The following is a 23,382-nucleotide window of genomic DNA, read 5'->3' as shown; positions in this document are numbered from 1 at the left end:
ACATCGTGGAGATCCGCATCGGAATCGCGAACACCGGCCGTGAACTGAGCTTCGACACCAGCGAGGCCTCGGACGCCGTCAAGAAGTCGGTCGTCGACGCGCTCGACGCCTCCGCCTCGCACATCACGTTCACCGACGTGAAGGGCAACAGCTACCTGGTTCCCACCGCGACCCTGGCCTACATCGAGTTCGGCACCGAAGAGTCGCGCCGCGTCGGCTTCGTCGCCTGACGGAAAAGACCATGCAGATCGCGCTCGCTCTGCTCATCGCCGCGGTGGTCGGCATCGGCGTGCACTTCGCGCTCCCGCACCGCCAGAACCGTGGAGTGATGGTGGCCCCCGCGATCGCGGCGGCTGTGGGGACCATCGTCTGGGCCGCGCTCACCTGGGCCGGCGTCGGCATCGACAACCCGTGGATCTGGCTCGCCGCCATCGTCGTACCGCTCGTGATCGCCGTGCCTGTCGTGCTGGCGCTGAGCCGTACGCGCGTTCGCGGCGATCAGCGGGAGCGCGAGCGCCTCGGTCTCGTCTGAACCCCGTCGTCGCTGAGACCACCAGCGGTCAGGCCGCTAGCCCCGTCGCGTCCATGCGCCGGGAATGGCCGGCCATCAGCTCGGTGAACACCGGCTCGACCTTTTCTTCGTCCGCCGCCCCGAGTGTGGTCGGACGCAGGGCGGCTCGAGCGACGAGCAGAGTGTCACCGACGAGCCGACGCCCCCACATCGCCAAGAGCGAGCGCCACTGCTCGTCGCTGTCGATCGTGGCCGCGATGATCTCGACGATGGCCTGCCGATCATCGTCCGCGCGGAGGATGCGCGCCACCCGGCGACCGGTGTCGCCGTAGCTCGCGGACAGCGCGAGATAGAAGTCGTCGAGCATGCCCGCGGTGATGTGCACCGAAACCATCGTCTCGGGGGGCCGCACCCCGTGGGTCTCGCGGCGGAACGCGTCGAGCGATTCACGGAACGGCAACATCAGCGCCGTCGGATCATCGCCCCGCTCGCGGATCAACGACACGAGCGCCTCGTGTTTGGTGAGGGCTGCTCCCGCGGCGCGGGAGAGCGCCTCTTTCTGTGCCAACTCGGGCGTGGAGGCGATCAACTCGCTCAACGTCTCGAAGAAGCCCAGCTGCAGATAGGCAGCCTGACCGAGGAACGTATCGACCTCGGGTGCGAGCTCTGCGAAATCCACCCGCACGGCATTGCCGAAGTCGCCGCGCGACCTCAGAGTGAGGGTGCGACCGGCAGGGCGACCACGACGACGCAACCACTCGAACACGTACGCCAGCCTAGGCCCGCTGCCTCCCGCCCCGCCGACACACGCGGCTTTCCGCCGCATTCACCGGCCTCCGGTATCGTGGAAGTGTCCCGGCGTCGGATCGGGACCCCGCGCCTGCGGCTGAGTGAGGGCGTGGACCGAACACTCTAGGCGGGCTCTCTTCCGCCGGACAGGCTCTTATCGTGACGACTTTCGCTGAGCTCGGCGTAGACCAAGACATCGTCGACGTGCTCGCGTCGAAAGGCATCGTCGATGCCTTTCCCATCCAGGAACAGACCATTCCCCTCGGTCTGCCGGGCCAGGACATCATCGGCCAGGCCAAGACCGGTACCGGCAAGACGTTCGGCTTCGGCATCCCCGTCGTCCAGCGCCTCGGCCTGAACCCCGCACCCGGCGTCAAGGCGCTCATCGTGGTTCCCACCCGCGAGCTCGCTGTCCAGGTGTACGAAGACATGGACATGCTCACGTCGGGCCGCGCGACCAGCGTCGTCGCGATCTACGGCGGCAAGGCCTACGAGGGCCAGATCGACCAGCTGAAGGCCGGCGCGCAGATCGTCGTCGGCACGCCCGGGCGCCTCATCGATCTCAACAACCAGCGGCTGCTCGACCTCTCGGGCGCCGTCCAGGTCGTCCTCGACGAGGCCGACAAGATGCTCGACCTCGGCTTCCTCGCCGACATCGAGAAGATCTTCACGAAGGTCTCGCCCATCCGCCACACGCAGTTGTTCTCGGCGACGATGCCCGGGCCCATCGTTGCGCTCGCGCGCCGCTTCATGACCAACCCGATCCACATCCGCGCGACCGACCCCGACGAGGGTCTGACGCAGGCGAACATCGAGCACTTGGTCTACCGCGCGCACTCGCTCGACAAGGACGAGGTCATCGCCCGCATCCTGCAGTCCGAGGGCCGCGGCAAGACCGTGATCTTCACCCGCACCAAGCGGGCCGCGCAGCGTCTGTCCGACGAGCTGGGCGACCGCGGCTTCAACACCGCCTCGGTGCACGGCGACATGAGCCAAGAGGCGCGCGAGCGTTCGATGGCGGCCTTCAAGGCGGGCAAGAAAGACGTCTTGATCGCCACCGACGTCGCCGCGCGCGGTATCGACGTCGACGACGTGACCCACGTGATCAACCACACCATCCCCGACGACGAGAAGACCTACCTGCACCGCGCCGGCCGCACCGGCCGCGCCGGTAAGACCGGCATCGCGGTGACCTTCGTCGACTGGGACGACCTGCACAAGTGGGCGCTCATCAACCGCGCGCTCGAGTTCGGCCAGCCCGAGCCGACCGAGACCTACTCGTCGAGCCCCCACCTGTTCAGCGACCTGAACATTCCCGCGGGCACGAAGGGCCGCCTGACGACGGCGCCGCGCGCGCAGTCGGCGGATGCCTCGAAGTCGCGCGACGCGTCGAAATCCCGCGACGGCTCGAAGTCGGGCGGCGAGTCCCGGTCTTCCGACGGACGCCGCACCCGCCGCGACCGTCCCGAGGCCGAGAAGACCCCGCAAGCCGCTCCCGCCGCGATCGTCGACGGCCCGCCCGCACCCGAGGGCTCGACCGAGACCGAGGGCGGCGGAACCCACGACGGCGGCGGCTCCGAGCACCACGACGGCAACGCCGCACCCCGTCGGCGTCGGCGTCGTCGCGGCGGTGCCCGCACCGGCGGCGCACCCACCGTCTGATCCCGCACGCGCAGCATCCGCTGCACTTCCCGTCGACGGCTGCACTTCGCTGACGGGCTTAATCCTTCCCGCGCCATTTCGCGTCATCCGCGCCGTTTTCCGACGGCGCGGATGACGGAAAGTGGCGCGGTTGGTCGTGCCACGACCACCCGCGCCGGAGATCGCGACGCGGGTGGCGAAGAGACGCGGGTGGCGAAGAGCGGCTTCGGGCGAAGAGACGCCTCAGGCGTAGACCGGTGGCGAACCGGTGGCCCGGGCGATGATGCGCGCGACCTCGGCGTCTGCCGTCGTGTTCTCGCCCGGCTGGTTCGGCTTGCCGAGGCCGTGATAATCGCTCGACCCGGTGACGATGAGTCCGCGCTGGTCGACGATGCCCCGGAGGGTCCGGATGCCGGGACCGAGGTTCTCACGGTGGCCGAGTTCGAATCCGGCAAGACCCGCGTCGAGCATGCGGTCGAGCAGTCGAGCCGGAAGAAGGCCCGCCCGCCCGGCGGGGTGGGCGATGATCGGCACTCCCCCGGCGCCGACGATGAGGCTCACCGCCGTGACCGGATCGGGGGCGTACAGCGCGACGTAGTAGTCGCCGGCGGGGCTCAGGATGCCGGCGAACGCCTCGGTGCGGTCGCTCACCAGGCCGCGCGCGACCAGTGCATCGGCGATGTGAGGGCGCCCGACGGTCGCCCCGTCGGACGTCTGGGCGACGATGTCGTCCCACACGAGGTCGTAGTCCTGCGAGATGCGGTCGGCCATCACCCGTGCACGGTCCAGACGCGACGAACGTATGCGGTCGGTCATCGCCCGGAGCGCCTCGTCATCGGGATTGACGAGGTAGGCCAGCAGATGCACGCTCCGCCACTCGTGCCGCGCCGACAATTCCATGCCGGGGAGGAACGTCATGCCGAGCGACGAGGCCGCCTCGGCGGCCTCCGCCCATCCGTCGGTCGTGTCGTGGTCGGTGAGTGACACCGTTCGCAAACCGTGCCGGTGGGCGGCCGCCATCACGAGCGCCGGCGCCTCGGTGCCGTCTGAGCGCGTGGAATGCAGGTGCAAGTCGCTCGGACCCTCGAACCTCTGCGCCGACTCCACCCCCCGAGAGTAGCCGCATCCGCCGATCTCCCAGGCTGCTGTCTTAGAGTCGGCGCGTGCGTCGCGTCATCGGGGTCCTCGTTGCGCTGCTGTGCGCCGCTGGGGCGGCCGTGGTGACCTGGCCGCAGCTGTTCCGCCTGGAGCGCACCTTTCCGATCGCGCAGATCGTGTCGTTCCGCGGCCTCGTCGCGGCCCTGTTCGCGGCCTTGGCCGTCCTCGCGCTGATCTTCGCGCTGGCCCGACCGGTGCGGGCGCTCGCCCTGTCGCTGGCGGGTATCTCTCTTCTCGCCGCGGGCGCGAACGCCGGGATCCTCGTCTACCGGGGCATCGGCACCGAAGCCCTCCCCGAGAAGACCGACAGCAGCATCCGGGTCATGACGTGGAACACCGCGGGCTCGGCAACCGCGCCCGACACGATCGCCCAGATCGCGGTCGCCATGGACGCCGACATCATCACCCTGCCCGAGACGACCATCGACACGGGCGAGAAGGTGGCCATCGTGATGGGCGACCTCGGACAACCGATGTGGGCCCACCACGCGGAGTACGGTGAATACGGCATCGACGGGTGGGATGCGACGTCCACCACGGTGTTGATCAGCCCCGACCTCGGCGATTACTCGGTCATCGAGTCGTCGCAGGACGGCACGAGCAACACCTCGACGGTTCCGAGCGCCGTGGCGATGCCGACGTCGGGCGACGGTCCGATCGTCGTCGCCGCACACGCCGTCGCCCCCCGGCAGTCGTACATGCAGCAGTGGCGCAACGATCTGCAGTGGCTCGCCGACCAGTGCAGCGCCGACAACGTGATCCTCGCGGGCGATTTCAACGCGACGCTCGACCACATGTCGGGACTCGGCGTCGATGGCGGCGTGCTGGGCCGTTGCCACGATGCCGCGTCGGAGACGGGCAACGGGGCCGTGGGCACCTGGACGACCGAGCTCCCCGCCCTGGCCGGCGCGCCGATCGATCACGTGCTGGTCTCGCCGAGATGGCAGCCGACCGGCTCAGCGGTGCTCAAGTCGCTCGATGCCTCGGGCAGCGACCACCGCCCGGTCGTGGTGCAGCTCGAGCCCACGAACGGCTGATCCCGCCCCACGGTGGGACACTGGAAGCATGGACGACGCAGGCCAGAACATCACCGCAGAAGAGAAGCCGGCCCCCACCACGGTCAACCGGCGGCAGCCCTTCCCGCGCGGCTTTCTCGACTCGATCGCCGAGGGGTGGGCGGAGCGGCCCGAGAGCACCCCGGTGCAGCGCGAGCAGGCGTCCTGGGCGGCGCGTCGTCGTGCCGCCGTGTCGCGCGCCTTTCCCGGACAGCGGCTGGTGGTCCCCGCCGGTGGCCTGAAGCAGCGCAGCAACGACACCGACTACCCGTTCCGCGCGCACTCGGCCTTCGCGCACTTGACCGCGTGGGCGACGGACTCCGAGCCCGACTCGGTGCTCGTCTTCGAGCCGCGGGAGGGCGGGCACGACGTCGTCCTGTATTTCCGCGAGCGCGCCGACCGCACGACGACCGAGTTCTACGCCGATGCGTCGGTCGGAGAGTTCTGGATCGGCCCGCGGCCCTCCCTCGCCGGCGTCGCCGCCGACCTCGCGATCGCGACCGCGCACATCGATACGCTCGATCACCACGACGATGACGTGATCCTCGACGATGACGACGACCTGACCCGCTTCGTCTCCGAGCTCCGCCTGGTCAAGGACGAGTGGGAGGTCGCGCAGATGCGGCTCGCGGTCGACGTGACCGCGCAGGGGTTCGACGACATCGTCGCCGACCTGCCGCGCATCGTCGCGCATCCGCGTGGCGAGCGCATCATCGAGGGCGTCTTCCATCAGCGTGCCCGCAGCGACGGCAACACCGAGGGCTACGACACGATCGCCGCATCCGGGCCCCACGCCTGTTACCTGCACTGGACCCGCAACGACGGCGCCGTCGTGCCGGGCGACCTGCTCCTCGTCGATGCGGGGGTCGAGGTCGACAGCCTCTACACCGCCGACATCACGCGCACGATTCCCGTGAGCGGAACCTTCTCGCCGGTGCAACGCAAGATCTACGAAGCGGTTCGCGAAGCCGCCGACGCCGCGTTCGCCGCTGCACGACCCGGCGTGAAGTTCCGCTCGGTGCACGAAGCGGCGATGAAGGTCATCGCTGCGCGCGTCGCCGAGTGGGGTCTTCTGCCCGTCACCGCCGACGAAGCACTGGATGCCGAACGGGGCGGCCAGCACCGGCGCTACATGGTGCACGGTACGAGCCACCATCTCGGGATCGACGTGCACGATTGCGCGCAGGCGCGTCGCGAGATGTACTACGACGGCGAGCTCGAGGCGGGAATGGTCTTCACCATCGAGCCGGGGCTGTACTTCCAGATCGACGACCTCACCGTGCCCGAGGAGTACCGAGGAATCGGCGTGCGCATCGAGGACGACATCCTCATGACCGTCGACGGCCCGCAGAACCTCTCGGCCGGCATCCCCCGCACGGCCGACGAGGTCGAGGAGTGGGTGGCGCGACTGTCGGCACGGTAGACCTCGGGCGATATCCGCTCCGGCGTCTCACAGGCAGGGCCGCTCAGTCGCCCGACCGATTCCCGTCTGCCGATCGGTGTCGGAGGAATTCGACGATGAGCGGCGCGATCCCCGCGCCCACCTCATCCGCCGGCCGCTTGCGCCCCTTGACCTCGAAGGAGTGACCGCCGCCTTCGACCCATCGCAGGGTGGCGTCGCGGCACGACGCGACCGCCTGCTCGAGCTGTGCGTGGGGGTCGACGAACGGGTCGTTCGTCCCCGAGACGAACAGCTGAGGCGCGTCGATGCCGGGCAGGTGCGCCGTGCGCGTTCTGGTCGGATCACCCGGCGGATGCAGCGGATAGCCGAGGTACGCCAGACCCGCGGGCGCGATCGCGCCCTGCGCCGCCGCCATCGAGGCCATGCGCCCGCCGTACGATTTTCCCGACGCCCAGATCGGCCCGGGTGCCGCAGCATCCGTCAGCCATTCGAACACGGCGCGCCAGGTCGCGATCGCGTGACCGGCCGGTCCCGGCATGCGGCGCCCGGCCTCGACGTACGGAAGGTTGAAGCGGAGGGTGGCGACCCCGGCGTCGGTGAGCGCCCCCGCGAATCCTTCGAGGAACGGATGCTGGTACCCGGCGCCCGCGCCGTGCGCCACCGCGACCGTCGCCCAGGCGTCGTCGGGGCGCTGCCAGGCGGCCGAGACCTCCACCGCTCCCGCGGGGAGGTCGACGACCAGCGGCCGATCGCTCACGCGGGAGGTTCGAGCCGTTCTGCGTGCGGGGCGGCCTCGGTCGGGGCCTGCGGAGGAATCCTCTCGCCGTAGCGCGGGGGCTCCTCGGGTGCCGGAGGCGTTGCACTGTCGGGCCCCGCGGCGGGGGCGACGGCGGGTGCGGAGCCCGGGCCGACGATCTGACGCGCGCGCTGCAGGCTCGACGGTGTGACGCACACGTCGTAGCGGTCGGCGATGACCTGCATCACCGACGCGAAATCCCGACGTCGACGCACGATCGAGTAGGTGATGAGGCTCATCAGCATCCCGAGAGCGATACCCACGAACATCACGCCCAGGAAGGCCGCGATCTGCACGGTCGGCGTGCCGAGGACGAAGACGAAGGAGAAGAGCAGACCGAGCAGCACACCGTTCACGGCGCCCGAGCGCGCCGCGGTGGCGTAGCCCAGCCTGCCGGTCACGCGCTCGATCGAGCGCAGCCCCTGCCCGACGATCGCGATCTCACGGGCGGGCACATCGGCGGCGATCAGAGCCGACACCGCCTTCTGCGCCGCTTCGTACGTGGGGAACGAAGAGACGGGCTCCCCGACTTCTTCGCGTCCAGAGGGAACGCGTCCGCCGAGCATGCTCATGCCCCCATTCTCTCACGCGGCGCCGGGGGCCCGATCGAGAGGGGTCGCGGACTACTCTGGGGAGGTGAGCACGCAACGAGTCTTCGTCGCTCGCCTTGCGGGTTGCACGGTCTTCGACCCCGCCGGAGACCGGCTCGGCAAGGTCCGCGACGTGGTGGTGATCTACCGGGCCGCCGATCCGCCGAGGGTCGTCGGTCTCGTCGTCGAGATTCCGGGCCGCCGGCATGTGTTCGTCTCGATCGGACGCGTGACCTCGATCGCGACCGGTCAGGTCATCACGACCGGCCTGATCAACGTGCGCCGTTTTCAGCAGCGCGGCGGTGAGGTGCGGGTCATGGCCGAATTGCTCGGTCGACGCGTGTTCCTCGTCGACGGTTCGGGCGATGCCGTCATCGAAGACGTGGCCATCGAGCGCAACCGGCTCGGTGACTGGGACGTCGGCCAGCTCTTCCTCCGGCGACCGAAGACGAGCGCCTCGCCCTTCGCACGGGGTGCCACCACTTTCGCCTCCTGGACCGACGTCCGCGAGCAGCAGGTGCCGGGCGAGTCGCAATCGGCCGAGCAGCTCGTCGCCACGTACGCCGACCTGAAGGCCGCCGATCTGGCGAACACCCTTCTCGATCTGCCCGCCGACCGCCTCATCGAGGTGGCAGAAGAACTGCCCGACAACCGCCTCGCCGACGCCCTCGAAGAGATGCCCGAAGAGGAGCAGGTGCACATCCTCGAGCAGCTCGGCGACGAGCGGGCCGCCAACATCCTCGATGCGATGGAGCCCGACGACGCGGCCGACCTCCTCGGTCAACTGCCCGAGGGCCGGCTCGAGCAGCTTCTCCAGCTGATGGAGCCCGACGAGGCCGACGACGTCCGTGCGCTGCTCAAGTACAGTCCCGACACCGCCGGTGGGCTCATGACCCCCGAGCCGATCGTGCTGTCGGCCGACGCGACCGTGGCCGAGGCGCTGGCACTGATCCGCCGTCACGAGTTGCATCCGGCCCTGGCGGCCTCTGTCTTCGTGACCCTCCCGCCGTACGAAACCCCGACCGGGCGACTGCTCGGCACCGTGCATTTCCAGCGGATGCTGCGCTACCCCCCGCACGAGCGCCTCGGCGCGATCATCGACGACACCGTCTCGGCCGTACCCGCCATGGCGTCGGCCGCGGAGGTCGCCCGCATGCTGGCGAGCTACAACCTCGTCTCGCTTCCGGTCGTCGATCAGGCGCACCGCCTCGTCGGTGCGGTCAGTGTCGACGACGTGCTCGACTATCTGCTGCCCGACGACTGGCGATCGCATGACAGCGACGATCCGAAGTCGCCGTCGCCGGTGAGACCGCTCAACACGACCAGTATCCAGACCGTCACGCAGAGGAGGCGATGATGGCACGGCAGAAGCAGCGCACCGCTCTCGACGCCCCCCGCGACCGCGGCGGAAAGATGACCCGCACCTCGCAGCCGTCGCGCGATCGCTTCGGCAAGTTCTCCGAAGCCTTCGCGCGGGCCATGGGCACGTCGGGCTTCTTGATCGGGATGACGATCTTCGTGGTGGTCTGGTTGGCGTGGAACTCCGCGGCGCCCGTCGAGCTGCAGTTCGACCCGAAGGCGACGAACTTCACGCTGCTGACGCTCATCCTCTCGCTGCAGGCCTCGTACGCGGCGCCCCTGATCCTGCTCGCGCAGAACCGGCAGGACGACCGCGACCGGGTGCAGATCGAGCAGGACCGCCAGCGTGCGGAGCGCAACCTCGAGAACACCGAGTACCTGGCGCGCGAGGTCGTCGCCCTCCGCATGGCGGTGCAGGAGTCGACCGAAGAGGTCGTGACCCGCGACGTTCTGCGCGCCGAGCTGAAGAGTCTGTTGAAGAAGCTCGACCGGCGCGACGACCGCGAGACGACCGCGTCTTGACCGACGCTGCACTGGCCGGCGCGGTACGTTCAGCCGTTGCCGCGGTGGTCGACCCCGAGCTTCGACGCCCCCTCGGTGAGCTCGACATGCTGCGCGAGATCGATGTCGACGGAGGAATCGCGAGGGTCGGCATCGCGCTGACGATCGTCGGGTGCCCGGCGTCCGACAGGATCGAACGCGACGTGCGTGCCGCCGCTGGCGGCGTTACCGGGATCGAGTCCACGGAGGTCGTGCTGGGTGTGATGACACCCGAGGAACGACGCGCCCTGACCGAGAAGTTGCGCGACGGACGCCCCGCCCGGCAGATGCCGTTCGGGCCCGACTCCCTGACCCGCGTGATCGCCGTCACGAGCGGCAAGGGCGGCGTCGGCAAATCGACCATGACGGCGAACCTGGCAGTCGCCCTCGCGCGTCGCGGGCTGCGGGTGGGTTTGGTCGACGCCGACGTGCACGGGTTCTCGATCCCCGCGCTCCTCGGCCTGCTCGACGACGACGGACTCCCCCCCGCACCCACGCGGATCGACGACCTCATGCTGCCGCCGGTCGCATTCGACGTGAAGGTCATCTCGATCGGCATGTTCCTCCGACGCCCCGGCGAAGACGCCGCGGGCGTGGTGGCGTGGCGTGGTCCGATGCTGCACCGGACGGTGCAGCAGTTCCTGACCGACGTGTTCTTCGGCGACCTCGACCTTCTCCTCATCGACATGCCGCCCGGCACCGGCGACGTCGCGATCTCGGTGGGGCAGTTCCTCCCCCACGCCGACGTTCTGGTCGTCACGACGCCTCAGCCGGCAGCATCCGATGTCGCGGTGCGGAGCGGTCTCGTGGCCCGCCAGACCGGGCAGCGGATCGTCGGAGTCGTCGAGACGATGTCGGCGATGACCCTCCCCGACGGGACCGCACTCGACCTGTTCGGATCAGGCGGCGGCGAGGAGGTGGCGACGGCGTTGTCGACGGCTGCCGAGACGGTGCCTCTGCTCGGGACGGTTCCGCTGAGCCCCGCGCTGCGGACCGGCGGCGACATCGGCCTGCCGGTCGTGGTCGGCGATCCCACCGATCCGGCTGCGGCCGCCATCGATGAGATCGCCGGCGCCCTCGTCGCGCAGGGCCGCGGGCTCGCGAGACGCCCCCTTCCGTTCACGCCCCGCTGAGCACGATCCCGGAGAGCAGGCCGTTCAGCGCGCGTACTCGCCCGGTTCGAGCCGGCGGATTCCCCCGTCATGGGCCAGGAACTGTCCCGCGAGGATCACCCCGCGGCGGCCGCAGTATTCGGCGAGGCCGCCGCCCCACCGCCGTTCGTCGGCACCCACCGCCGGCCCGCCCGGTCGCTCCCAGACCAGGATCACCTCGGCGAATCCGAACTCATCGGTGAGGTGCGCGAGGGTGTTGCTGAGCGCATCGGCGTGGGTCATGAGTCCGTTGTCTGTCAGGACGGTGGCTTCGGGGTCGGCAGGGAGACCCTCGCACGGCAGGATCACCTCGGCGAGGGTGCGGTCGGCGTTCACGAAGAGCAGCCAGAGCTGGCGGCGAGACGCCGGGCCGAGGAGCGTTTCGAGGCGCTCGAGCACGAGCGCGTCATCGGTGAACGACTGGGTGGACGCGGGGGTAGAGGAGGTGTTCATACCGGCGAGACTTCCGCCTCCGCTGTCCGATGAACCGGCTGTGCCTGAATGCGAGGAGAGGATCCCCTCGATGCCCGCTGGGGAGGAGAGGATCGCCGCCTACCCCGATGGGTGCGCTCGGATCAGGTGGCTTCGGAGTCGAACGGCGGACGCACGTCGGGCGTGAAGGCCCCGCGCGTCGGCTCGGTGCCGGCGGCGGCCATGGTCGCCGCGACGCTGGCCGCCTGCACGCTCGCCACCGGCGCATCGTCGAGCAACGCCTCGCGGATGATGCGTCGAGGGTCGTACTGGCGAGGATCGAGTTTGCGCCAGTCGACGTCGTCGAACTCCGAGCCCATCTCGTCGCGGACACGCGAACGGGCCCCCTGCAGCATCTCGCGCGCACGGGTGGTGAGTCTCGCCAGCCCCTCCGCATAACGCGGAAGGCGCTCAGGGCCGATCAGCAGGGCGGCGATCACGCCGATCAGCAGCAGCTTCTCGATCGTGAGCCCGAAGAACATGGGTCTCAGCGTACTCGTCGCGCCTACGCACGGGCTGTGGTTCGCCCACGTAATCTGACCGAGGAGGTCGAAATGAGCGGTAGCGAAGCCAACCAGCGGTTCGTGGCGGAGGCGACGGTGGAGCCCGCGCACATCGGTCGTGCCCGCGCGCACGCGCTCGAACTCGGCGCCCACCCCGTGAGCGCTCCGGTGGGTGCGCAGATGGCCGTCATCGCCGCCGCCTCCCGCGCCAAGAGCATCATCGAGGTCGGAACCGGCGGCGGCGTATCGGGACTGTGGCTGCTGCACGGCGCGCCCGGCGCGACCCTCACGACCATCGACAGCGAGCCCGAGCACCTCGGCGCCGCACGTCAGGCCTTCGCCGACGCGAAGATCCCCGCAGCCCGCGCGCGTTTCATCACGGGGCGGGCGGCCGACGTCCTCCCCCGCATGAACGAGGCGTCGTACGACATCGTGCTCATCGACGCCGACCCCGAGGGGGTCATCGAGTATGTCGAGCACGGCCTTCGCCTCGTGCGTGCGGGGGGCACCGTGCTCGTCCCCCGCGTGCTGGCGGGCGGAGCCGTCTCGGATCCGGTGCGCCGTGATCCCCAGACCGCCGCGTATCGTTCGCTGATCCAGGAAACCCAGGCTTCCCCCGCGGTGATCGGCGCCCTCTCGATCACCGGTGAGGGTCTGCTGCAGCTCACGACTCTTCCCGAAGCCCCCTGAAACCAGCGATGGCGGCCGGTCCGAAGACCGACCGCCATCACAAGGGAAGGGCGTCAGGCGCTGACGACCCCGCTGAGCACGTCGTAGAGTTCCTTGGCCTCGGCGTCATTGACGGAGACGACCAGGCGTCCCCCGCCTTCGAGCGGCACGCGCACGATGATCAAGCGCCCCTCTTTCACGGCCTCCATCGGCCCGTCCCCGGTTCTCGGCTTCATGGCTGCCATCGTGGCTCCCTTTCGTCGTAGGTCTGGACATAGTTTATCGTGAGCCGGCGCAACGTGACGGCGGTCTCAGGGGATCTGCCAATACGTGTTACCCAGCGCATACATGTTGTAGATCCACCACCACTGCCCGAGCAGGGCCGCGGCGAGTACGCCGAGTCGCCAGAAGATCGACTTCGGCACCGCCAGAGCTCCCCAGAGCGGTGAAAGCGGCACCAGCAGCCGGAAAATGCTCGACTGCGGAAAGAAGACCGCGAGCAGGTAGAGCAGATAACTCGCCGACCACAGGCGCACCTCGACGCCCAGGCGCCGCACCTGCGGGAGCCACAGCAGCGCCGCGGCCACCCCGGCGACGAGCACCGCCAGCACGACGTACCCCGTCACCTCCCCGAGCCCCCAGGCGCGGAACCAGAAGGCGGCGGCCTGCACGAACCCCTCGAACGGCACGAAGTGGGGTGAAGCCTCACCCAGCCAGTTGCGTCGCCATGCCAACTCCGTCGCGAGGTAGGCGCCGGGGTCGCCGGTCACGATCGCAGCGATCACCTGCCACGAGAATCCCACCACGGTCGCCCAGGCACCCAGCGCGACGATGTGCACGACGTCGGCCGTCGGAAGGGCGTCGCGCCGACGCCGGAACCATCGCCACACACCGTAGATGCCCAGGAGCAGCGCGAAGGCGAGGATCCCGGGCCGGGTGAACCCCATCAGCGGAATCAGCACGTAGAGCCAGCCGTATCGACGTCGCTGCAGACACCGGAGCAACACGAAGAGGAAGAAGAGGAACAGCGACTCCGCGTAACCGACCTGGAAGAGCGCGGCCAGCGGGCCCGAAGCGAAGAACGCCACCGCCCACAGCGCGGCGGGCGCATCGAGTCGCGGCCGGAGGAGGGCGTACAGGGCGACGGACGCTCCGTATCCCGCGAGCAGCGAGATGACGACGGCGCCGGCTCCCCACGATCCCAGAAGCGCACCCACGCCCGCCGAAGCATAGGCGTAGAGGGGCATGAAGGCCCAGGTGTTCTCGGCCACGCCGCCGTCGGCCGTCAGCGGCAGCTCGGCCGGATACCCGTTCACCGCCGCGAACCAATACCAGGTGGCGTCCCAGCCGACGGCCAGGTCGCCCACTCCGGCCCCCTCGCCGAATCGCGAGCCCTGCGCCGAGATGTCGGCGGCGAGGAGGAGGAAGACCGTCGTGACCACCCTCGCGACGACGTAGATGATTCCGATACGCGCCGCGATGGGCAACCGGGTCCATCCCCGCGCGTCGCGGGTCAGGACGACGTCAGCCACGTCCGAAGTCCGCGCTCGACGTCTTCGATCTGGCGGAGCGGCACGCGCTCCTCGTCGTGGTGCGCCAGGCTCGGATCGCCCGGGCCGTAGTTCACCGCGGGTACGCCCATCGCCGAGAACCGCGCGACGTCGGTCCAGCCGTACTTCGGGCGAGGCTCCGCGCCGACGGCGCGCACGAACTCCTGCGCCAGCGCGGCATCGAGACCCGGGCGGGCGCCCTCCGACAGATCGATGATCTCGACGTCGAACTCCGCGAAGACCTCACGGACGTGACGGGATGCCTCGTCGCCGTCGCGACTGGGGGCGAAACGGTAGTTGACCTCGACCTCGCAGGCATCGGGGATCACGTTTCCTGCTACGCCTCCGGCGATGCGGACCGCGTTCAGACCCTCGCGGTACACCAACCCCTCGACTTCGACGTCGCGCGGACGGTATTCCGCCAGTCGCGTGAGAATCGGCGCGGCGCGGTGGATCGCGTTGTCACCCACCCACGAGCGGGCGCTGTGCGCCCTGGTGCCGCGGGTGCGCACGACGGCTCGAAGGTTGCCGTTGCAGCCGCCTTCGACCTGACCGTTCGACGGCTCACCGAGGATCGCGAAGTCGCCCGCGAACAGATCGGGGCGCGTGCGCGAGAGCCGGGTCAGGCCGTTGCGTTCGGCCGCGACTTCTTCGTGGTCGTACCACATCCAGGTGATGTCGAGACGGGGGTCGGTCAGCTCGGCCGCGAGCTTCAGCTGTACGGCGACGCCCGCCTTCATGTCGACCGTTCCTCGGCCCCAGAGAAAGGGTTCGCCCTCGACCTCGATGTCGCGGGTGGGCACGTTCTCGTTGATGGGAACGGTGTCGATGTGCCCGGCGATGACGACGCGCTGTGCACGACCGAGGTGGGTGCGGGCGACGATCGTGTCACCGTCGCGGTACACCTCGAGGTGCGGCAGCTGAGCAAGTGCCCGGACGATCGCGTCGGCGAGGACACCCTCGTCGTCGGACACGCTCGGAATGTCGCAGATGGTGCGGGTGAGGTCGACCGCGGACGACGTCAGGTCGAGTTCCGGCATGCCCCGATTCTATCGACCGCGGTCCGGGCGGCCCGCCAGAACGGCAGCGCGCAGAGGGGGCGACCGCGGACCAGTACCGTGGATGCATGAGCGATGACCGGTGGGTATGGGGTTACGGCCTTTCGACGACGACCGACGCCGGCACGGTGCTCGACGCGTGGTTCCCCGAGCCGACGGTCGGGCGGCTCCCCCTCGGAGCCGACGCGACGACCCCGCCGGCCCCGCTCGACCGCCTCGCCGTCGCCGACGACCGCCGCGCGGTGAGTGTCGACGTGATCGCCCTCGAGATCGACCTCGATGAGGCACCCCGTTCGACGGTGGATGCGTATCTTCGCCTGCACGCCCTCTCCCACCGCCTGGTGCGTCCGAACGACGTCGACCTCACCGGCATCTTCGGGCACCTCCCGAACGTCGCGTGGACGAACGCCGGCCCGATGCACCCCGACGACGCCACGCGCCTGCGCCCCTTCCTTGTCCGCGAGGGAATCCAGGTGCACAGCCTCGACAAGTTCCCGCGGCTGCTCGACTACGTCACGCCCGCGGGGGTGCGGATCGCCGACGCCTCACGCGTGCGCTTGGGTGCGTACCTCTCCCCCGGTACGACCGTCATGCACGAGGGATTCGTGAACTTCAACGCGGGCACGCTCGGCGCCTCGATGGTCGAAGGTCGCGTGTCGCAGGGGGTCGTCGTCGGCGACGGCAGCGACATCGGCGGCGGTGCCTCGATCATGGGCACGTTGTCGGGCGGCGGCTCGCATCGGGTCTCGATCGGCGCGCGAACACTCCTCGGAGCGAATGCCGGCATCGGCATCTCGCTCGGCGACGACTGCATCGTCGAAGCGGGGCTCTACGTCACGGCGGGCTCCAAGATCGTGCTCGCCGACCAACCCGCGAACGCCGACGGCATGCGGCCGACAGTCAAGGGCGCGGACCTCTCGGGCCGCGACGGAATGCTTTTCCGCCGTAACTCCCTCACCGGCGCCGTCGAAGCATCCGTCCGCTCCGGCGTCGGGGTGACGCTGAACGAGGCGCTGCACGCCTGACGTCGCCGTCATGCCCCCGCGACGTCGAAACCCGTCCCGCGCGGCGAAACCCCGACATGATGCGGGGGTCTCGCCACGCGAAACGGGTCTCGCGGGCTAACGCCGTCGCGTCAGCTCGCGCCGGGGTAGTCGCGCTCGGGCGCCCCGGTGTAGAGCTGCTGAGGGCGACCGATCTTGGTCTGCGGGTCGTGCTGCATCTCACGCCAGTGCGCGAGCCACCCGGGCAGGCGGCCGATCGCGAACAGCACGGTGAACATGCGGGTGGGGAATCCCATGGCCTTGTAGATCACGCCGGTGTAGAAGTCGACGTTCGGGTACAGGCGGCGCTCTTTGAAGTAATCGTCGTGGAGGGCGATCTCTTCGAGTTCCTTCGCCAGGTCGAGCAGAGGGTCGCTCACTCCGAGGGCCTTGAGCACCTCGTCGGCCGACTCTTTGACGAGCTTCGCGCGCGGATCGTAGTTCTTGTAGACGCGGTGCCCGAAGCCCATGAGCTTCACACCGTCTTCTTTGTTCTTGACCCTCTCGACGAAGCGCTCGACGCTCTCGCCCGAGTCGCGGATGCGCCCGAGCATAGACAGCACCGCTTCGTTCGCCCCGCCGTGCAGCGGCCCGTAGAGCGCGTTGATGCCGGCCGAGATCGACGAGAACTGGTTGGCGCCCGTCGACCCGACGAGCCGCACGGTCGAAGTCGACGCGTTCTGCTCGTGGTCGGCGTGCAGGATCAACAGGCGCTCGAGCGCGCGCGACATGACCGGATTGACGTCGTAGACCTCGGAGAGCACCCCGAAGTTGAGCTTGAGGAAGTTGTCGACGAAGCCGAGCGAATTGTCGGGGTACAGGAAGGCCTGCCCGACGCTCTTCTTGTGCGCGTAGGCCGCGATGACCGGCAGCTTCGCCAGCATCCGCACCGTGTTCAACTCCACGTGCTCGGGGTTGTGCGGGTCGGACTCGCCCTCGTAGTAGGTCGAAAGCGCCGCGGTCGCCGCCGACAGCACCGACATCGGGTGCGCGGTGTGAGGGAGAGCCGAGAAGAACCGCTTCAGGTCTTCGTGGAGAAGTGTGTGGCGTCGGATGCGCTCGTCGAAAGCGGCGAGCTCGTCAGCTGTCGGCAGTTCGCCGTAGATGAGCAGCCAGGCGACCTCGAGGTAGGTGCTGTTCTTCGCGAGCTGCTCGATAGGGTACCCGCGGTAACGGAGGATGCCCTCGTCACCGTCGATGTAGGTGATCTCCGACTTCGTCGACGCCGTGTTCACGAAGCCGTAGTCGAGCGTCGTGTGGCCCGTCTGCCGAGCGAACGTCGAGATGTCGACGCTCGAGGCGCCGTCCGTCCCCCGGAGCACCGGGAACTCAGCGGTTTTGCCGCCGACGGTGACGGTGGCCTTGTCGTGCTGCGCTGCCGCGTCGCTCATGGCGCCTCCTCGCGAAATATGTCGGTCCTTACAGCCTATAAGTCGTCGGCCGGTACAACCGACACCGCCAAAGGATGCTTCGCCCGAATGGAGGTACCGTCCAAATCGGGGCTCTATACCGAGCGCAGGCGTTCTGCGGCGACCGCGATGCGCTCGTCGGTGGCCGTCAGAGACAGCCGGATGTGCTGCGGGAAGTGCGGTCCGTAGAAGTGGCCGGGACCCGCCAAGATGCCGAGGTCGGCCAGCCGCCCGAGGCTCTCCCACGCGTCGCGCCCCTCGGTCGCCCAGAGGTAGAGCCCGGCCTCACTGCGGTCGATGCGGAAGCCGGCGGCCTCCACCGCGGGCTTCAGCACGGCCCGACGTGATGCATAGCGCGCCTTCTGCTCGCGCACGTGCGCGTCGTCTCCGAGCGCAACGAGCATGGCGGCCTGCACGGGAGCGGGGGGCATGAGACCGAGGTGTTTGCGGCCGGTGAGGAGTCGGGCGACGACCGACGGGTCGCCCGCGACGAAAGCGGCGCGATAGCCCGCCAGATTCGACTGCTTGCTCAGCGAGTAGACCGACAAGACCCCCGTCGGATCGTCGCCGATGACGAGCGGGTCCAGGATGCTGGGGGTCGGTGCGCTTGCCCACTCCCCCTCCCATCCGAGCTCGGCGTAGCACTCGTCGGAGGCGAGGACCGCTCCGAGCTCTCGCGCGCGCGTGACCGCTGCGCGGAGGTCGGAAACCCCGAGAACCCGCCCGTCGGGGTTGCCGGGAGAGTTGATCCAGACGAGTTTGGTGTCGGCGGGCCAGTCCGCCGGGTCATCGGAGGCGGCGGGTACCGCTCCGACGAGGCGCGCTCCGACCTCGTACGTCGGGTAGGCGGCGCGGGGGTGCACGACGACATCTCCCTCGCCCAGCCCCAAGAGGAGCGGCAGCAGGGCGACGAGTTCTTTCGACCCCACCGTCGGAAGAACGTGTTCGTCCGAGAGCCCGGCGACGCCGCGGCGGCGGGCGTACCACTGCGCGATAGCCGCGCGAAGCGCCGGAGTTCCCGCGGTCTGCGGATAGGAATGCGCGTCGGTCGCAGACTTCAGCGCGGCCGCAACGATCTCAGGCGTCGGATCGACCGGAGACCCGATCGACAGATCGACGATGCCACCCGGATGCCGGCGGGCCGTCGCCGCGTACGGGGCTACGGCGTCCCAGGGGTAATCGGCGAGATCGGCGATACCCATCAGCGACGGGTCACTCGCCCTGGGGCGGGAGCACGGAGATGACGGGGTGGTCCTTGGCGATCACGCCGACCTTGGCCGCTCCGCCCGGAGAGCCGATGTCATCGAAGAACTCGACGTTGGCCTTGTAGTAGTCCGACCACTCTTCGGGCAGATCGTCTTCGTAGTAGATGGCTTCGACGGGGCAGACGGGCTCGCACGCACCGCAGTCGACGCATTCGTCGGGGTGGATGTAGAGCGACCGTTCACCCTCGTAGATGCAGTCGACCGGACATTCGTCGATGCAGGCGCGGTCTTTGACATCCACGCACGGAAGAGCGATCACATACGTCACTCGACCAGTTTAGGCGGCGCAGAGAGGCGTGAGGTGTCGGGCCACGCGATGACGAGCGCCACGAGGATGGGGGCGATGAAGGTCCAGGCAAGCGGGATCCACTCCGTGTCAGGTGTGGGAGCGGCGACGACCGCCGATCCACCCGGCCCGATGTTGGAGAAGAGGATCATCGCCAGCAGCATCCCGAGCCCGCCCGCGAGTGCCGCCCAGCGATCGCTCGTCAGCTGACGCAGGGCCACGAGCAGCGCCGCCGTTCCGATGCTCGCCAGCACCAGACCCAGCGGCAGGACTCCGAGGCGGTAGGCGTGCGCGATCGTCGCGGCGGTTCCATAGACGGCACCGATCACGGCCGCCACCAGCCAGGTCATCACTCGGGTCACCTTCGTCATCACCGCGACAGTCTAGGTGCGCGACCTCCGAGGCCGTCTCAGAGCGCCCAGCCCCAGAGCCGCAGCAGTGCCGCCACCGTGGCCGCGGCCGCGACCACCAGGACGAACGGGGCGCGGATCGCGAGCAGACCACCGGCGACCAGCACCGCCGGCACGCGAGCATCGACCACGATCGCCTGGCCGACGCCGACGGTCTGCACCGCGACGAGGGCGGCGAGGAGGGCGACGGTCAGCAGGTCGGCGATCCGAGCGGGGCGCGGGGCTTCGAGCCAGTGGGCGGGCACCGTGTACCCCACGGCCTTCACCGCCACGCAGATGATCGAGGCGAGAAGAACGGCGCTCCAGAGACTCACGGCAGCCCCTCGCGTTCGGGCACGTGCGATGACTCGGCCGCAGACGCACCGCCCGGCTCGGGGACCCCGGCTCTCGCGAACCAGTTGAACCACCCCACCGCGATGGCCACGACCGCCGCGACGATCACGGGCATGCCCGGCATCAGCCCCGGTGTCAGCAGGGCGGCGACGACCGCCGCGGCGGCCCCCACCGCGATCGCCTGACGGCCCCGAAGACGGGGCCAGAGGAGGGCGAGGAAGGCGGCCGCGGCCGCCGCATCCAGTCCGTACTGCCGCGGATCGCCGAGGACGTCGCCCAGCAGCGCTCCCAGCAGGGTGGAGATGTTCCACCCGACGTAGACGCCGATGCCGGTGACCCAGAACCCGACTGATCGCGCTCGGGGGGTCGTCTGGGCGAGCGCCACCGCGGTCGACTCGTCGATCGTGAATTGGGTGGCACCGGCCCGCCGCCGGAAGCCTCGTCCCACCACGGGCGACATCCGCATCGCGTAGGCGGCGTTGCGCACACCGAGGAGAGCTGACGACGCGATGGCGGCGGGAGCCGCGGCCGGTCCACCCGCCCCGATCACGCCGACGAAGGCGAACTGCGATCCGCCGGTGAACATGAGAAGACTGAGGACGCAGGTCTGCCAGACGTCGAGCCCGGATGCGACGGACAGGGCCCCGAACGAGATGCCGTAGGCGCTCGTCGCCAGCGCGACGGCGAGCCCCTGGCGCCATGCGCGCCGAGCGGCGAGATCCACCGGGCGGGTCATCGTGGGTGTCGCACTGAACGCATGCCTGCCATCCTGAACGACCGGGGAATGACTGTCAAGATGAACGATCGTTTGCCATACTGAACACATGCCCGCCCTCGGACCCCGAATCGCCCATGCTCTGCGTCGCGAGCGCGAGGCCGCCGGAGTGTCGGTGTCGGAGCTCGCGCGTCGAGCGGGGGTCTCGAAAGCCACGGTCTCGCAACTCGAGGGCGGAGCGGGCAATCCCAGTGTCGAGACGCTGTGGGCTCTTGCCGACGCCCTGGGCGTCGCGTTCGCCGTCTTCGTAGACGAGGAGGCCAGCGCGCCGACGCTCGTGCGCGCGGCGGCCGCATCCGGCGTGCCGTCTTCGGCCGCGCCGTACCTGGTCTCGCTGCTCTCGGCGAGCCCCCCGCACACGCGGCGTGACATCTACCTCCTGCGCGCCGAACCGGGCGAGCCGCGGGCATCCGAGCCGCACCAGCGGGGCACGACCGAGCACGTCGTGTTGATCAGCGGGCGAGCGCGCGTCGGGCCGACCGCCGACGCCGTCGTCTTGGAGCCCGGCGACTACCTGGCTTATGCCGGCGACGCCGCGCACGTGTTCGAGGCGCTCGAGCCTCGAACCAGCGCCGTCATGGTGTCAGAACTGCGCTGACACCCAGAAGGGCCCGCCGACGAATCGGCGGGCCCTTCCGGTGACGATGACGCTAGGTCAGGAGCCGGCGTCCTGGCGCTTGCGCTGCGAGGCACTGCGGCCGCGGGCATTCGCGTCGAGCTCGACCTTGCGGATGCGGACCGACTCGGGGGTGACCTCGACGCATTCGTCGTCGCGGGCGAACTCGAGGCTCTCCTCCAGCGTGAGCAGACGCGGCGGGGTCATCGATTCAAAGGTGTCGGAGCTCGCCGCACGCATGTTGGTGAGCTTCTTCTCCTTCGTGATGTTGACGTCCATGTCGTCGGCGCGCGAGTTCTCGCCGATGACCATGCCCTCGTAGACCTCCCACGTCGGCTGCACGAAGAACGACATGCGCTCCTGCAGGGCGATGATCGCGAAGGGGGTGACGACACCGGCGCGGTCGGCGACGATCGATCCGTTCTGGCGGGTCGAGATCGCGCCGGCCCATGGCTCGTAGCCGTGCGAGATCGCGTTGGCGATGCCGGTGCCCCGCGTCGTGGTCAAGAATTCGGTGCGGAACCCGATGAGACCGCGCGAGGGAACGATGAACTCCATGCGCACCCATCCGGTGCCGTGGTTCGTCATGTTCTCCATGCGGCCCTTGCGCGCCGCCAGGAGCTGGGTGATCGCGCCGAGGTACTCCTCGGGCGCATCGATCGTGAGGTGCTCGAACGGCTCGTACGTCTTGCCGTCGACCTTCTTCGTGACCACCTGGGGCTTACCCACGGTGAGCTCGAAACCCTCGCGACGCATGTTCTCGACGAGGATCGCCAGCGCGAGTTCGCCACGGCCCTGGACCTCCCAGGCATCCGGGCGACCGATGTCGAGCACGCGGATCGAGACGTTACCGATGAGCTCGCGGTCGAGGCGGTCTTTCACCATGCGGGCTGTGAGCTTGTGGCCCTTGACCTTGCCCATGATCGGCGAGGTGTTCGTGCCGATCGTCATCGAGATCGCCGGGTCGTCGACGTGGATCTGCGGGAGCGGTCGCACATCGTCGGGGTCGGCGATCGTCTCGCCGATCGTGATGTCTTCGAAGCCGGCGATGGCGACGATGTCGCCGGGGCCGGCGGATTCGGCGGGGTAACGCTCGAGCGCGCGGGTCTTCAGCAGCTCGGTGATGCGGGCGTTCGCGGTCGATCCGTCAGCGCGCACCCAGGCCACGGTCTGGCCCTTCTTCAGCGTGCCGTTGAAGACACGCAGGAGCGCGAGTCGGCCGAGGAACGGCGAGGAGTCGAGGTTGGTGACCCACGCCTGGAGAGGAGCCTCGTCGTCGTACGCCGGAGCGGGAACGTGTTCCAGGATCGCTTCGAACAGCGGCTCGAGGTCGTCGTTGTCGGGCAGCGAGCCGTTGTCGGGGCGGTTGCGCGATGCGGCACCCGCACGACCGGAGGCGTACACGACGGGCACGTCGAGGAGTGCGTCGACGTCGAGATCGGGAACGTCGTCCTGCAGGTCGGAGGCGAGCCCGAGAAGAAGGTCGTGCGCCTCTTCTTCGACCTCGGCGATACGGGCGTCAGGACGATCGGTCTTGTTCACCAGGAGGATGACGGGGAGCTTCGACTCGAGAGCCTTGCGCAGCACGAAACGGGTCTGCGGAAGCGGGCCCTCCGAAGCATCCACCAGAAGCACGACGCCGTCGACCATCGAGAGGCCGCGCTCGACCTCACCGCCGAAGTCGGCGTGGCCCGGGGTGTCGATCACGTTGATGGTGATCGGCGTCTCGGAGTGCTTGCCGGTGTAGGTGATCGTGGTGTTCTTCGCGAGGATCGTGATGCCCTTTTCGCGCTCGAGATCGTTCGAGTCCATGGCGCGTTCTTCCATGTGCTCGTGAGAGCCGAACGATCCCGTCTGGCGGAGCATCGCGTCAACGAGCGTCGTCTTGCCGTGGTCGACGTGCGCGACGATTGCGACGTTGCGCAGGTCGGAACGGAGGGCGTGCGCCATGAATAATCCTTGCAGTTCGGGGAGGGTGCCCGAAAGCGGGCGCTTCTATTCT

The 23,382-nt window shown here is 69.1% G+C and carries 27 protein-coding genes; 11 read left to right on the top strand and 16 right to left on the bottom strand.

Annotated elements, in window-relative coordinates; translation table 11 throughout:
* Window positions 1-5: 5 nt before the first annotated feature.
* Complete coding sequence (locus ACFXQA_RS08385; protein ID WP_394519364.1) at window positions 6-230, top strand: DUF3107 domain-containing protein; 225 nt, start codon at window positions 6-8, stop codon at window positions 228-230.
* A gap of 11 nt (window positions 231-241) precedes the next feature.
* On the top strand, window positions 242-532 hold the full coding sequence (locus tag ACFXQA_RS08380; RefSeq protein ID WP_394519363.1) for a hypothetical protein: 291 nt from the start codon (window positions 242-244) through the stop codon (window positions 530-532).
* A 28-nt stretch (window positions 533-560) separates the two neighbouring features.
* Here the strand turns inward: ACFXQA_RS08380 and ACFXQA_RS08375 are convergent, their stop codons facing one another.
* Window positions 561-1,277, bottom strand: coding sequence for a ferritin-like fold-containing protein (locus ACFXQA_RS08375; protein WP_394519362.1), 717 nt, complete (start codon window positions 1,275-1,277; stop codon window positions 561-563).
* Between the two features lie 182 nt (window positions 1,278-1,459).
* Here ACFXQA_RS08375 and ACFXQA_RS08370 point away from each other — a divergent pair, with 182 nt between their 5' ends.
* A complete protein-coding gene (locus ACFXQA_RS08370) occupies window positions 1,460-2,962 on the top strand; it encodes a DEAD/DEAH box helicase (RefSeq protein ID WP_394519361.1) in 1,503 nt (500 codons plus the stop codon).
* Between the two features lie 222 nt (window positions 2,963-3,184).
* Here the strand turns inward: ACFXQA_RS08370 and ACFXQA_RS08365 are convergent, their stop codons facing one another.
* Window positions 3,185-4,048, bottom strand: coding sequence for a PHP domain-containing protein (locus tag ACFXQA_RS08365; RefSeq protein WP_394519359.1), 864 nt, complete (start codon window positions 4,046-4,048; stop codon window positions 3,185-3,187).
* Between the two features lie 56 nt (window positions 4,049-4,104).
* Between ACFXQA_RS08365 and ACFXQA_RS08360 the strand changes: the two genes are divergently transcribed.
* Together ACFXQA_RS08360 and ACFXQA_RS08355 are read left to right on the top strand one after the other, a co-directional pair.
* Window positions 4,105-5,136: an endonuclease/exonuclease/phosphatase family protein gene (locus ACFXQA_RS08360; protein ID WP_394519358.1), complete on the top strand. Its 1,032-nt coding sequence runs from the start codon at window positions 4,105-4,107 to the stop codon at window positions 5,134-5,136.
* Between the two features lie 28 nt (window positions 5,137-5,164).
* A complete protein-coding gene (locus ACFXQA_RS08355; protein ID WP_394519357.1) occupies window positions 5,165-6,577 on the top strand; it encodes an aminopeptidase P family protein in 1,413 nt (470 codons plus the stop codon).
* A gap of 43 nt (window positions 6,578-6,620) precedes the next feature.
* Here the strand turns inward: ACFXQA_RS08355 and ACFXQA_RS08350 are convergent, their stop codons facing one another.
* Window positions 6,621-7,313: an alpha/beta hydrolase family protein gene (locus ACFXQA_RS08350; RefSeq protein WP_394519356.1), complete on the bottom strand. Its 693-nt coding sequence runs from the start codon at window positions 7,311-7,313 to the stop codon at window positions 6,621-6,623.
* Entirely contained in the window at window positions 7,310-7,924 is a 615-nt protein-coding gene (locus ACFXQA_RS08345; RefSeq protein ID WP_394519355.1) for a YflT domain-containing protein, read from the bottom strand. The genes ACFXQA_RS08350 and ACFXQA_RS08345 overlap by 4 nt, the downstream gene beginning before the upstream one ends.
* A 64-nt stretch (window positions 7,925-7,988) precedes the next feature.
* On the opposite strand from ACFXQA_RS08345, the gene ACFXQA_RS08340 reads away from it, so the two are divergent.
* From ACFXQA_RS08340 to ACFXQA_RS08330, 3 genes are read left to right on the top strand one after another with little or no spacing between them, the layout of a single operon-like run.
* Window positions 7,989-9,299, top strand: coding sequence for a magnesium transporter MgtE N-terminal domain-containing protein (locus ACFXQA_RS08340; RefSeq protein ID WP_394519354.1), 1,311 nt, complete (start codon window positions 7,989-7,991; stop codon window positions 9,297-9,299).
* Window positions 9,299-9,823: a DUF1003 domain-containing protein gene (locus ACFXQA_RS08335; RefSeq protein ID WP_394519353.1), complete on the top strand. Its 525-nt coding sequence runs from the start codon at window positions 9,299-9,301 to the stop codon at window positions 9,821-9,823. The genes ACFXQA_RS08340 and ACFXQA_RS08335 overlap by 1 nt, the downstream gene beginning before the upstream one ends.
* Window positions 9,820-10,974, top strand: coding sequence for an Mrp/NBP35 family ATP-binding protein (locus ACFXQA_RS08330; RefSeq protein WP_394519352.1), 1,155 nt, complete (start codon window positions 9,820-9,822; stop codon window positions 10,972-10,974). Before ACFXQA_RS08335 ends, ACFXQA_RS08330 begins: the two co-directional genes overlap by 4 nt.
* Window positions 10,975-10,998: 24 nt before the next feature.
* Here ACFXQA_RS08330 and ACFXQA_RS08325 read toward each other — a convergent pair whose 3' ends face one another.
* Both ACFXQA_RS08325 and ACFXQA_RS08320 read right to left on the bottom strand, forming a co-directional pair.
* Window positions 10,999-11,445, bottom strand: a complete 447-nt coding sequence (locus ACFXQA_RS08325) for a hypothetical protein (RefSeq protein WP_394519351.1) — start codon at window positions 11,443-11,445, stop codon at window positions 10,999-11,001.
* A gap of 122 nt (window positions 11,446-11,567) precedes the next feature.
* Window positions 11,568-11,945 carry a twin-arginine translocase TatA/TatE family subunit gene (locus ACFXQA_RS08320; protein ID WP_394519350.1) on the bottom strand — a complete coding sequence of 126 codons (378 nt, stop codon included), beginning with the start codon at window positions 11,943-11,945 and terminating at the stop codon, window positions 11,568-11,570.
* A 72-nt stretch (window positions 11,946-12,017) separates the two neighbouring features.
* Between ACFXQA_RS08320 and ACFXQA_RS08315 the strand changes: the two genes are divergently transcribed.
* Window positions 12,018-12,656: an O-methyltransferase gene (locus tag ACFXQA_RS08315; protein ID WP_394519349.1), complete on the top strand. Its 639-nt coding sequence runs from the start codon at window positions 12,018-12,020 to the stop codon at window positions 12,654-12,656.
* A gap of 53 nt (window positions 12,657-12,709) precedes the next feature.
* On the opposite strand, the gene ACFXQA_RS08310 is transcribed toward ACFXQA_RS08315, so the two are convergent.
* From ACFXQA_RS08310 to dapE, 3 genes are all read right to left on the bottom strand, one after another.
* Window positions 12,710-12,880: a DUF3117 domain-containing protein gene (locus tag ACFXQA_RS08310; RefSeq protein WP_116646231.1), complete on the bottom strand. Its 171-nt coding sequence runs from the start codon at window positions 12,878-12,880 to the stop codon at window positions 12,710-12,712.
* Window positions 12,881-12,946: 66 nt separating this feature from the next.
* Complete coding sequence (locus ACFXQA_RS08305; protein WP_394519348.1) at window positions 12,947-14,167, bottom strand: hypothetical protein; 1,221 nt, start codon at window positions 14,165-14,167, stop codon at window positions 12,947-12,949.
* A complete protein-coding gene (gene dapE / locus ACFXQA_RS08300; protein WP_394519347.1) occupies window positions 14,149-15,225 on the bottom strand; it encodes a succinyl-diaminopimelate desuccinylase in 1,077 nt (358 codons plus the stop codon). Before dapE ends, ACFXQA_RS08305 begins: the two co-directional genes overlap by 19 nt.
* An 86-nt stretch (window positions 15,226-15,311) precedes the next feature.
* On the opposite strand from dapE, the gene dapD reads away from it, so the two are divergent.
* Window positions 15,312-16,268, top strand: coding sequence for a 2,3,4,5-tetrahydropyridine-2,6-dicarboxylate N-succinyltransferase (dapD, locus tag ACFXQA_RS08295; RefSeq protein ID WP_394519346.1), 957 nt, complete (start codon window positions 15,312-15,314; stop codon window positions 16,266-16,268).
* A 110-nt stretch (window positions 16,269-16,378) separates the two neighbouring features.
* On the opposite strand, the gene ACFXQA_RS08290 is transcribed toward dapD, so the two are convergent.
* The 6 genes from ACFXQA_RS08290 to ACFXQA_RS08265 all read right to left on the bottom strand — a co-directional run bounded on the left by ACFXQA_RS08290 (window position 16,379) and on the right by ACFXQA_RS08265 (window position 20,725).
* On the bottom strand, window positions 16,379-17,677 hold the full coding sequence (locus ACFXQA_RS08290; RefSeq protein ID WP_394519345.1) for a citrate synthase: 1,299 nt from the start codon (window positions 17,675-17,677) through the stop codon (window positions 16,379-16,381).
* 113 nt (window positions 17,678-17,790) lie between these two features.
* Window positions 17,791-18,897, bottom strand: coding sequence for a succinyldiaminopimelate transaminase (gene dapC / locus ACFXQA_RS08285; RefSeq protein WP_394519344.1), 1,107 nt, complete (start codon window positions 18,895-18,897; stop codon window positions 17,791-17,793).
* Window positions 18,898-18,907: 10 nt separating this feature from the next.
* Window positions 18,908-19,228 (bottom strand): ferredoxin, encoded by a 321-nt coding sequence (gene fdxA / locus ACFXQA_RS08280; protein WP_116646225.1) that lies wholly within the window; start codon window positions 19,226-19,228, stop codon window positions 18,908-18,910.
* On the bottom strand, window positions 19,225-19,617 hold the full coding sequence (locus ACFXQA_RS08275; protein ID WP_394519343.1) for a DUF6113 family protein: 393 nt from the start codon (window positions 19,615-19,617) through the stop codon (window positions 19,225-19,227). The genes fdxA and ACFXQA_RS08275 overlap by 4 nt, the downstream gene beginning before the upstream one ends.
* A 38-nt stretch (window positions 19,618-19,655) precedes the next feature.
* Complete coding sequence (locus ACFXQA_RS08270; RefSeq protein ID WP_394519342.1) at window positions 19,656-19,970, bottom strand: AzlD domain-containing protein; 315 nt, start codon at window positions 19,968-19,970, stop codon at window positions 19,656-19,658.
* Complete coding sequence (locus ACFXQA_RS08265; protein ID WP_394519341.1) at window positions 19,967-20,725, bottom strand: AzlC family ABC transporter permease; 759 nt, start codon at window positions 20,723-20,725, stop codon at window positions 19,967-19,969. Before ACFXQA_RS08265 ends, ACFXQA_RS08270 begins: the two co-directional genes overlap by 4 nt.
* Window positions 20,726-20,813: 88 nt before the next feature.
* On the opposite strand from ACFXQA_RS08265, the gene ACFXQA_RS08260 reads away from it, so the two are divergent.
* Window positions 20,814-21,362 (top strand): helix-turn-helix domain-containing protein, encoded by a 549-nt coding sequence (locus ACFXQA_RS08260; RefSeq protein ID WP_394519340.1) that lies wholly within the window; start codon window positions 20,814-20,816, stop codon window positions 21,360-21,362.
* Window positions 21,363-21,419: 57 nt separating this feature from the next.
* On the opposite strand, the gene typA is transcribed toward ACFXQA_RS08260, so the two are convergent.
* Window positions 21,420-23,330: a translational GTPase TypA gene (gene typA, locus ACFXQA_RS08255; RefSeq protein WP_394519339.1), complete on the bottom strand. Its 1,911-nt coding sequence runs from the start codon at window positions 23,328-23,330 to the stop codon at window positions 21,420-21,422.
* Window positions 23,331-23,382 lie beyond the last annotated feature (52 nt).

It is taken from the genome of Microbacterium shimangi (genome assembly GCF_043556445.1).
Lineage (GTDB): Bacteria > Actinomycetota > Actinomycetes > Actinomycetales > Microbacteriaceae > Microbacterium.
Note: the sequence above shows the minus strand (reverse complement) of the source record. Positions and strands in the feature narration are given on the sequence as shown.

Coding starts and splice junctions, on each gene's coding strand:
- ACFXQA_RS08380 (WP_394519363.1), top strand. CDS start 242: ATGCAGATCGCGCTCGCTCTGCTCATCGCCGCGGTGGTCGGCATCGGC.
- ACFXQA_RS08355 (WP_394519357.1), top strand. CDS start 5,165: ATGGACGACGCAGGCCAGAACATCACCGCAGAAGAGAAGCCGGCCCCC.
- ACFXQA_RS08345 (WP_394519355.1), bottom strand. CDS start 7,924: ATGAGCATGCTCGGCGGACGCGTTCCCTCTGGACGCGAAGAAGTCGGG.
- ACFXQA_RS08335 (WP_394519353.1), top strand. CDS start 9,299: ATGGCACGGCAGAAGCAGCGCACCGCTCTCGACGCCCCCCGCGACCGC.
- ACFXQA_RS08325 (WP_394519351.1), bottom strand. CDS start 11,445: ATGAACACCTCCTCTACCCCCGCGTCCACCCAGTCGTTCACCGATGAC.
- ACFXQA_RS08320 (WP_394519350.1), bottom strand. CDS start 11,945: ATGTTCTTCGGGCTCACGATCGAGAAGCTGCTGCTGATCGGCGTGATC.
- ACFXQA_RS08315 (WP_394519349.1), top strand. CDS start 12,018: ATGAGCGGTAGCGAAGCCAACCAGCGGTTCGTGGCGGAGGCGACGGTG.
- ACFXQA_RS08310 (WP_116646231.1), bottom strand. CDS start 12,880: ATGGCAGCCATGAAGCCGAGAACCGGGGACGGGCCGATGGAGGCCGTG.
- dapE (WP_394519347.1), bottom strand. CDS start 15,225: ATGCCGGAACTCGACCTGACGTCGTCCGCGGTCGACCTCACCCGCACC.
- dapD (WP_394519346.1), top strand. CDS start 15,312: ATGAGCGATGACCGGTGGGTATGGGGTTACGGCCTTTCGACGACGACC.
- ACFXQA_RS08290 (WP_394519345.1), bottom strand. CDS start 17,677: ATGAGCGACGCGGCAGCGCAGCACGACAAGGCCACCGTCACCGTCGGC.
- dapC (WP_394519344.1), bottom strand. CDS start 18,897: ATGGGTATCGCCGATCTCGCCGATTACCCCTGGGACGCCGTAGCCCCG.
- ACFXQA_RS08275 (WP_394519343.1), bottom strand. CDS start 19,617: ATGACGAAGGTGACCCGAGTGATGACCTGGCTGGTGGCGGCCGTGATC.
- ACFXQA_RS08265 (WP_394519341.1), bottom strand. CDS start 20,725: ATGACCCGCCCGGTGGATCTCGCCGCTCGGCGCGCATGGCGCCAGGGG.
- ACFXQA_RS08260 (WP_394519340.1), top strand. CDS start 20,814: ATGCCCGCCCTCGGACCCCGAATCGCCCATGCTCTGCGTCGCGAGCGC.
- typA (WP_394519339.1), bottom strand. CDS start 23,330: ATGGCGCACGCCCTCCGTTCCGACCTGCGCAACGTCGCAATCGTCGCG.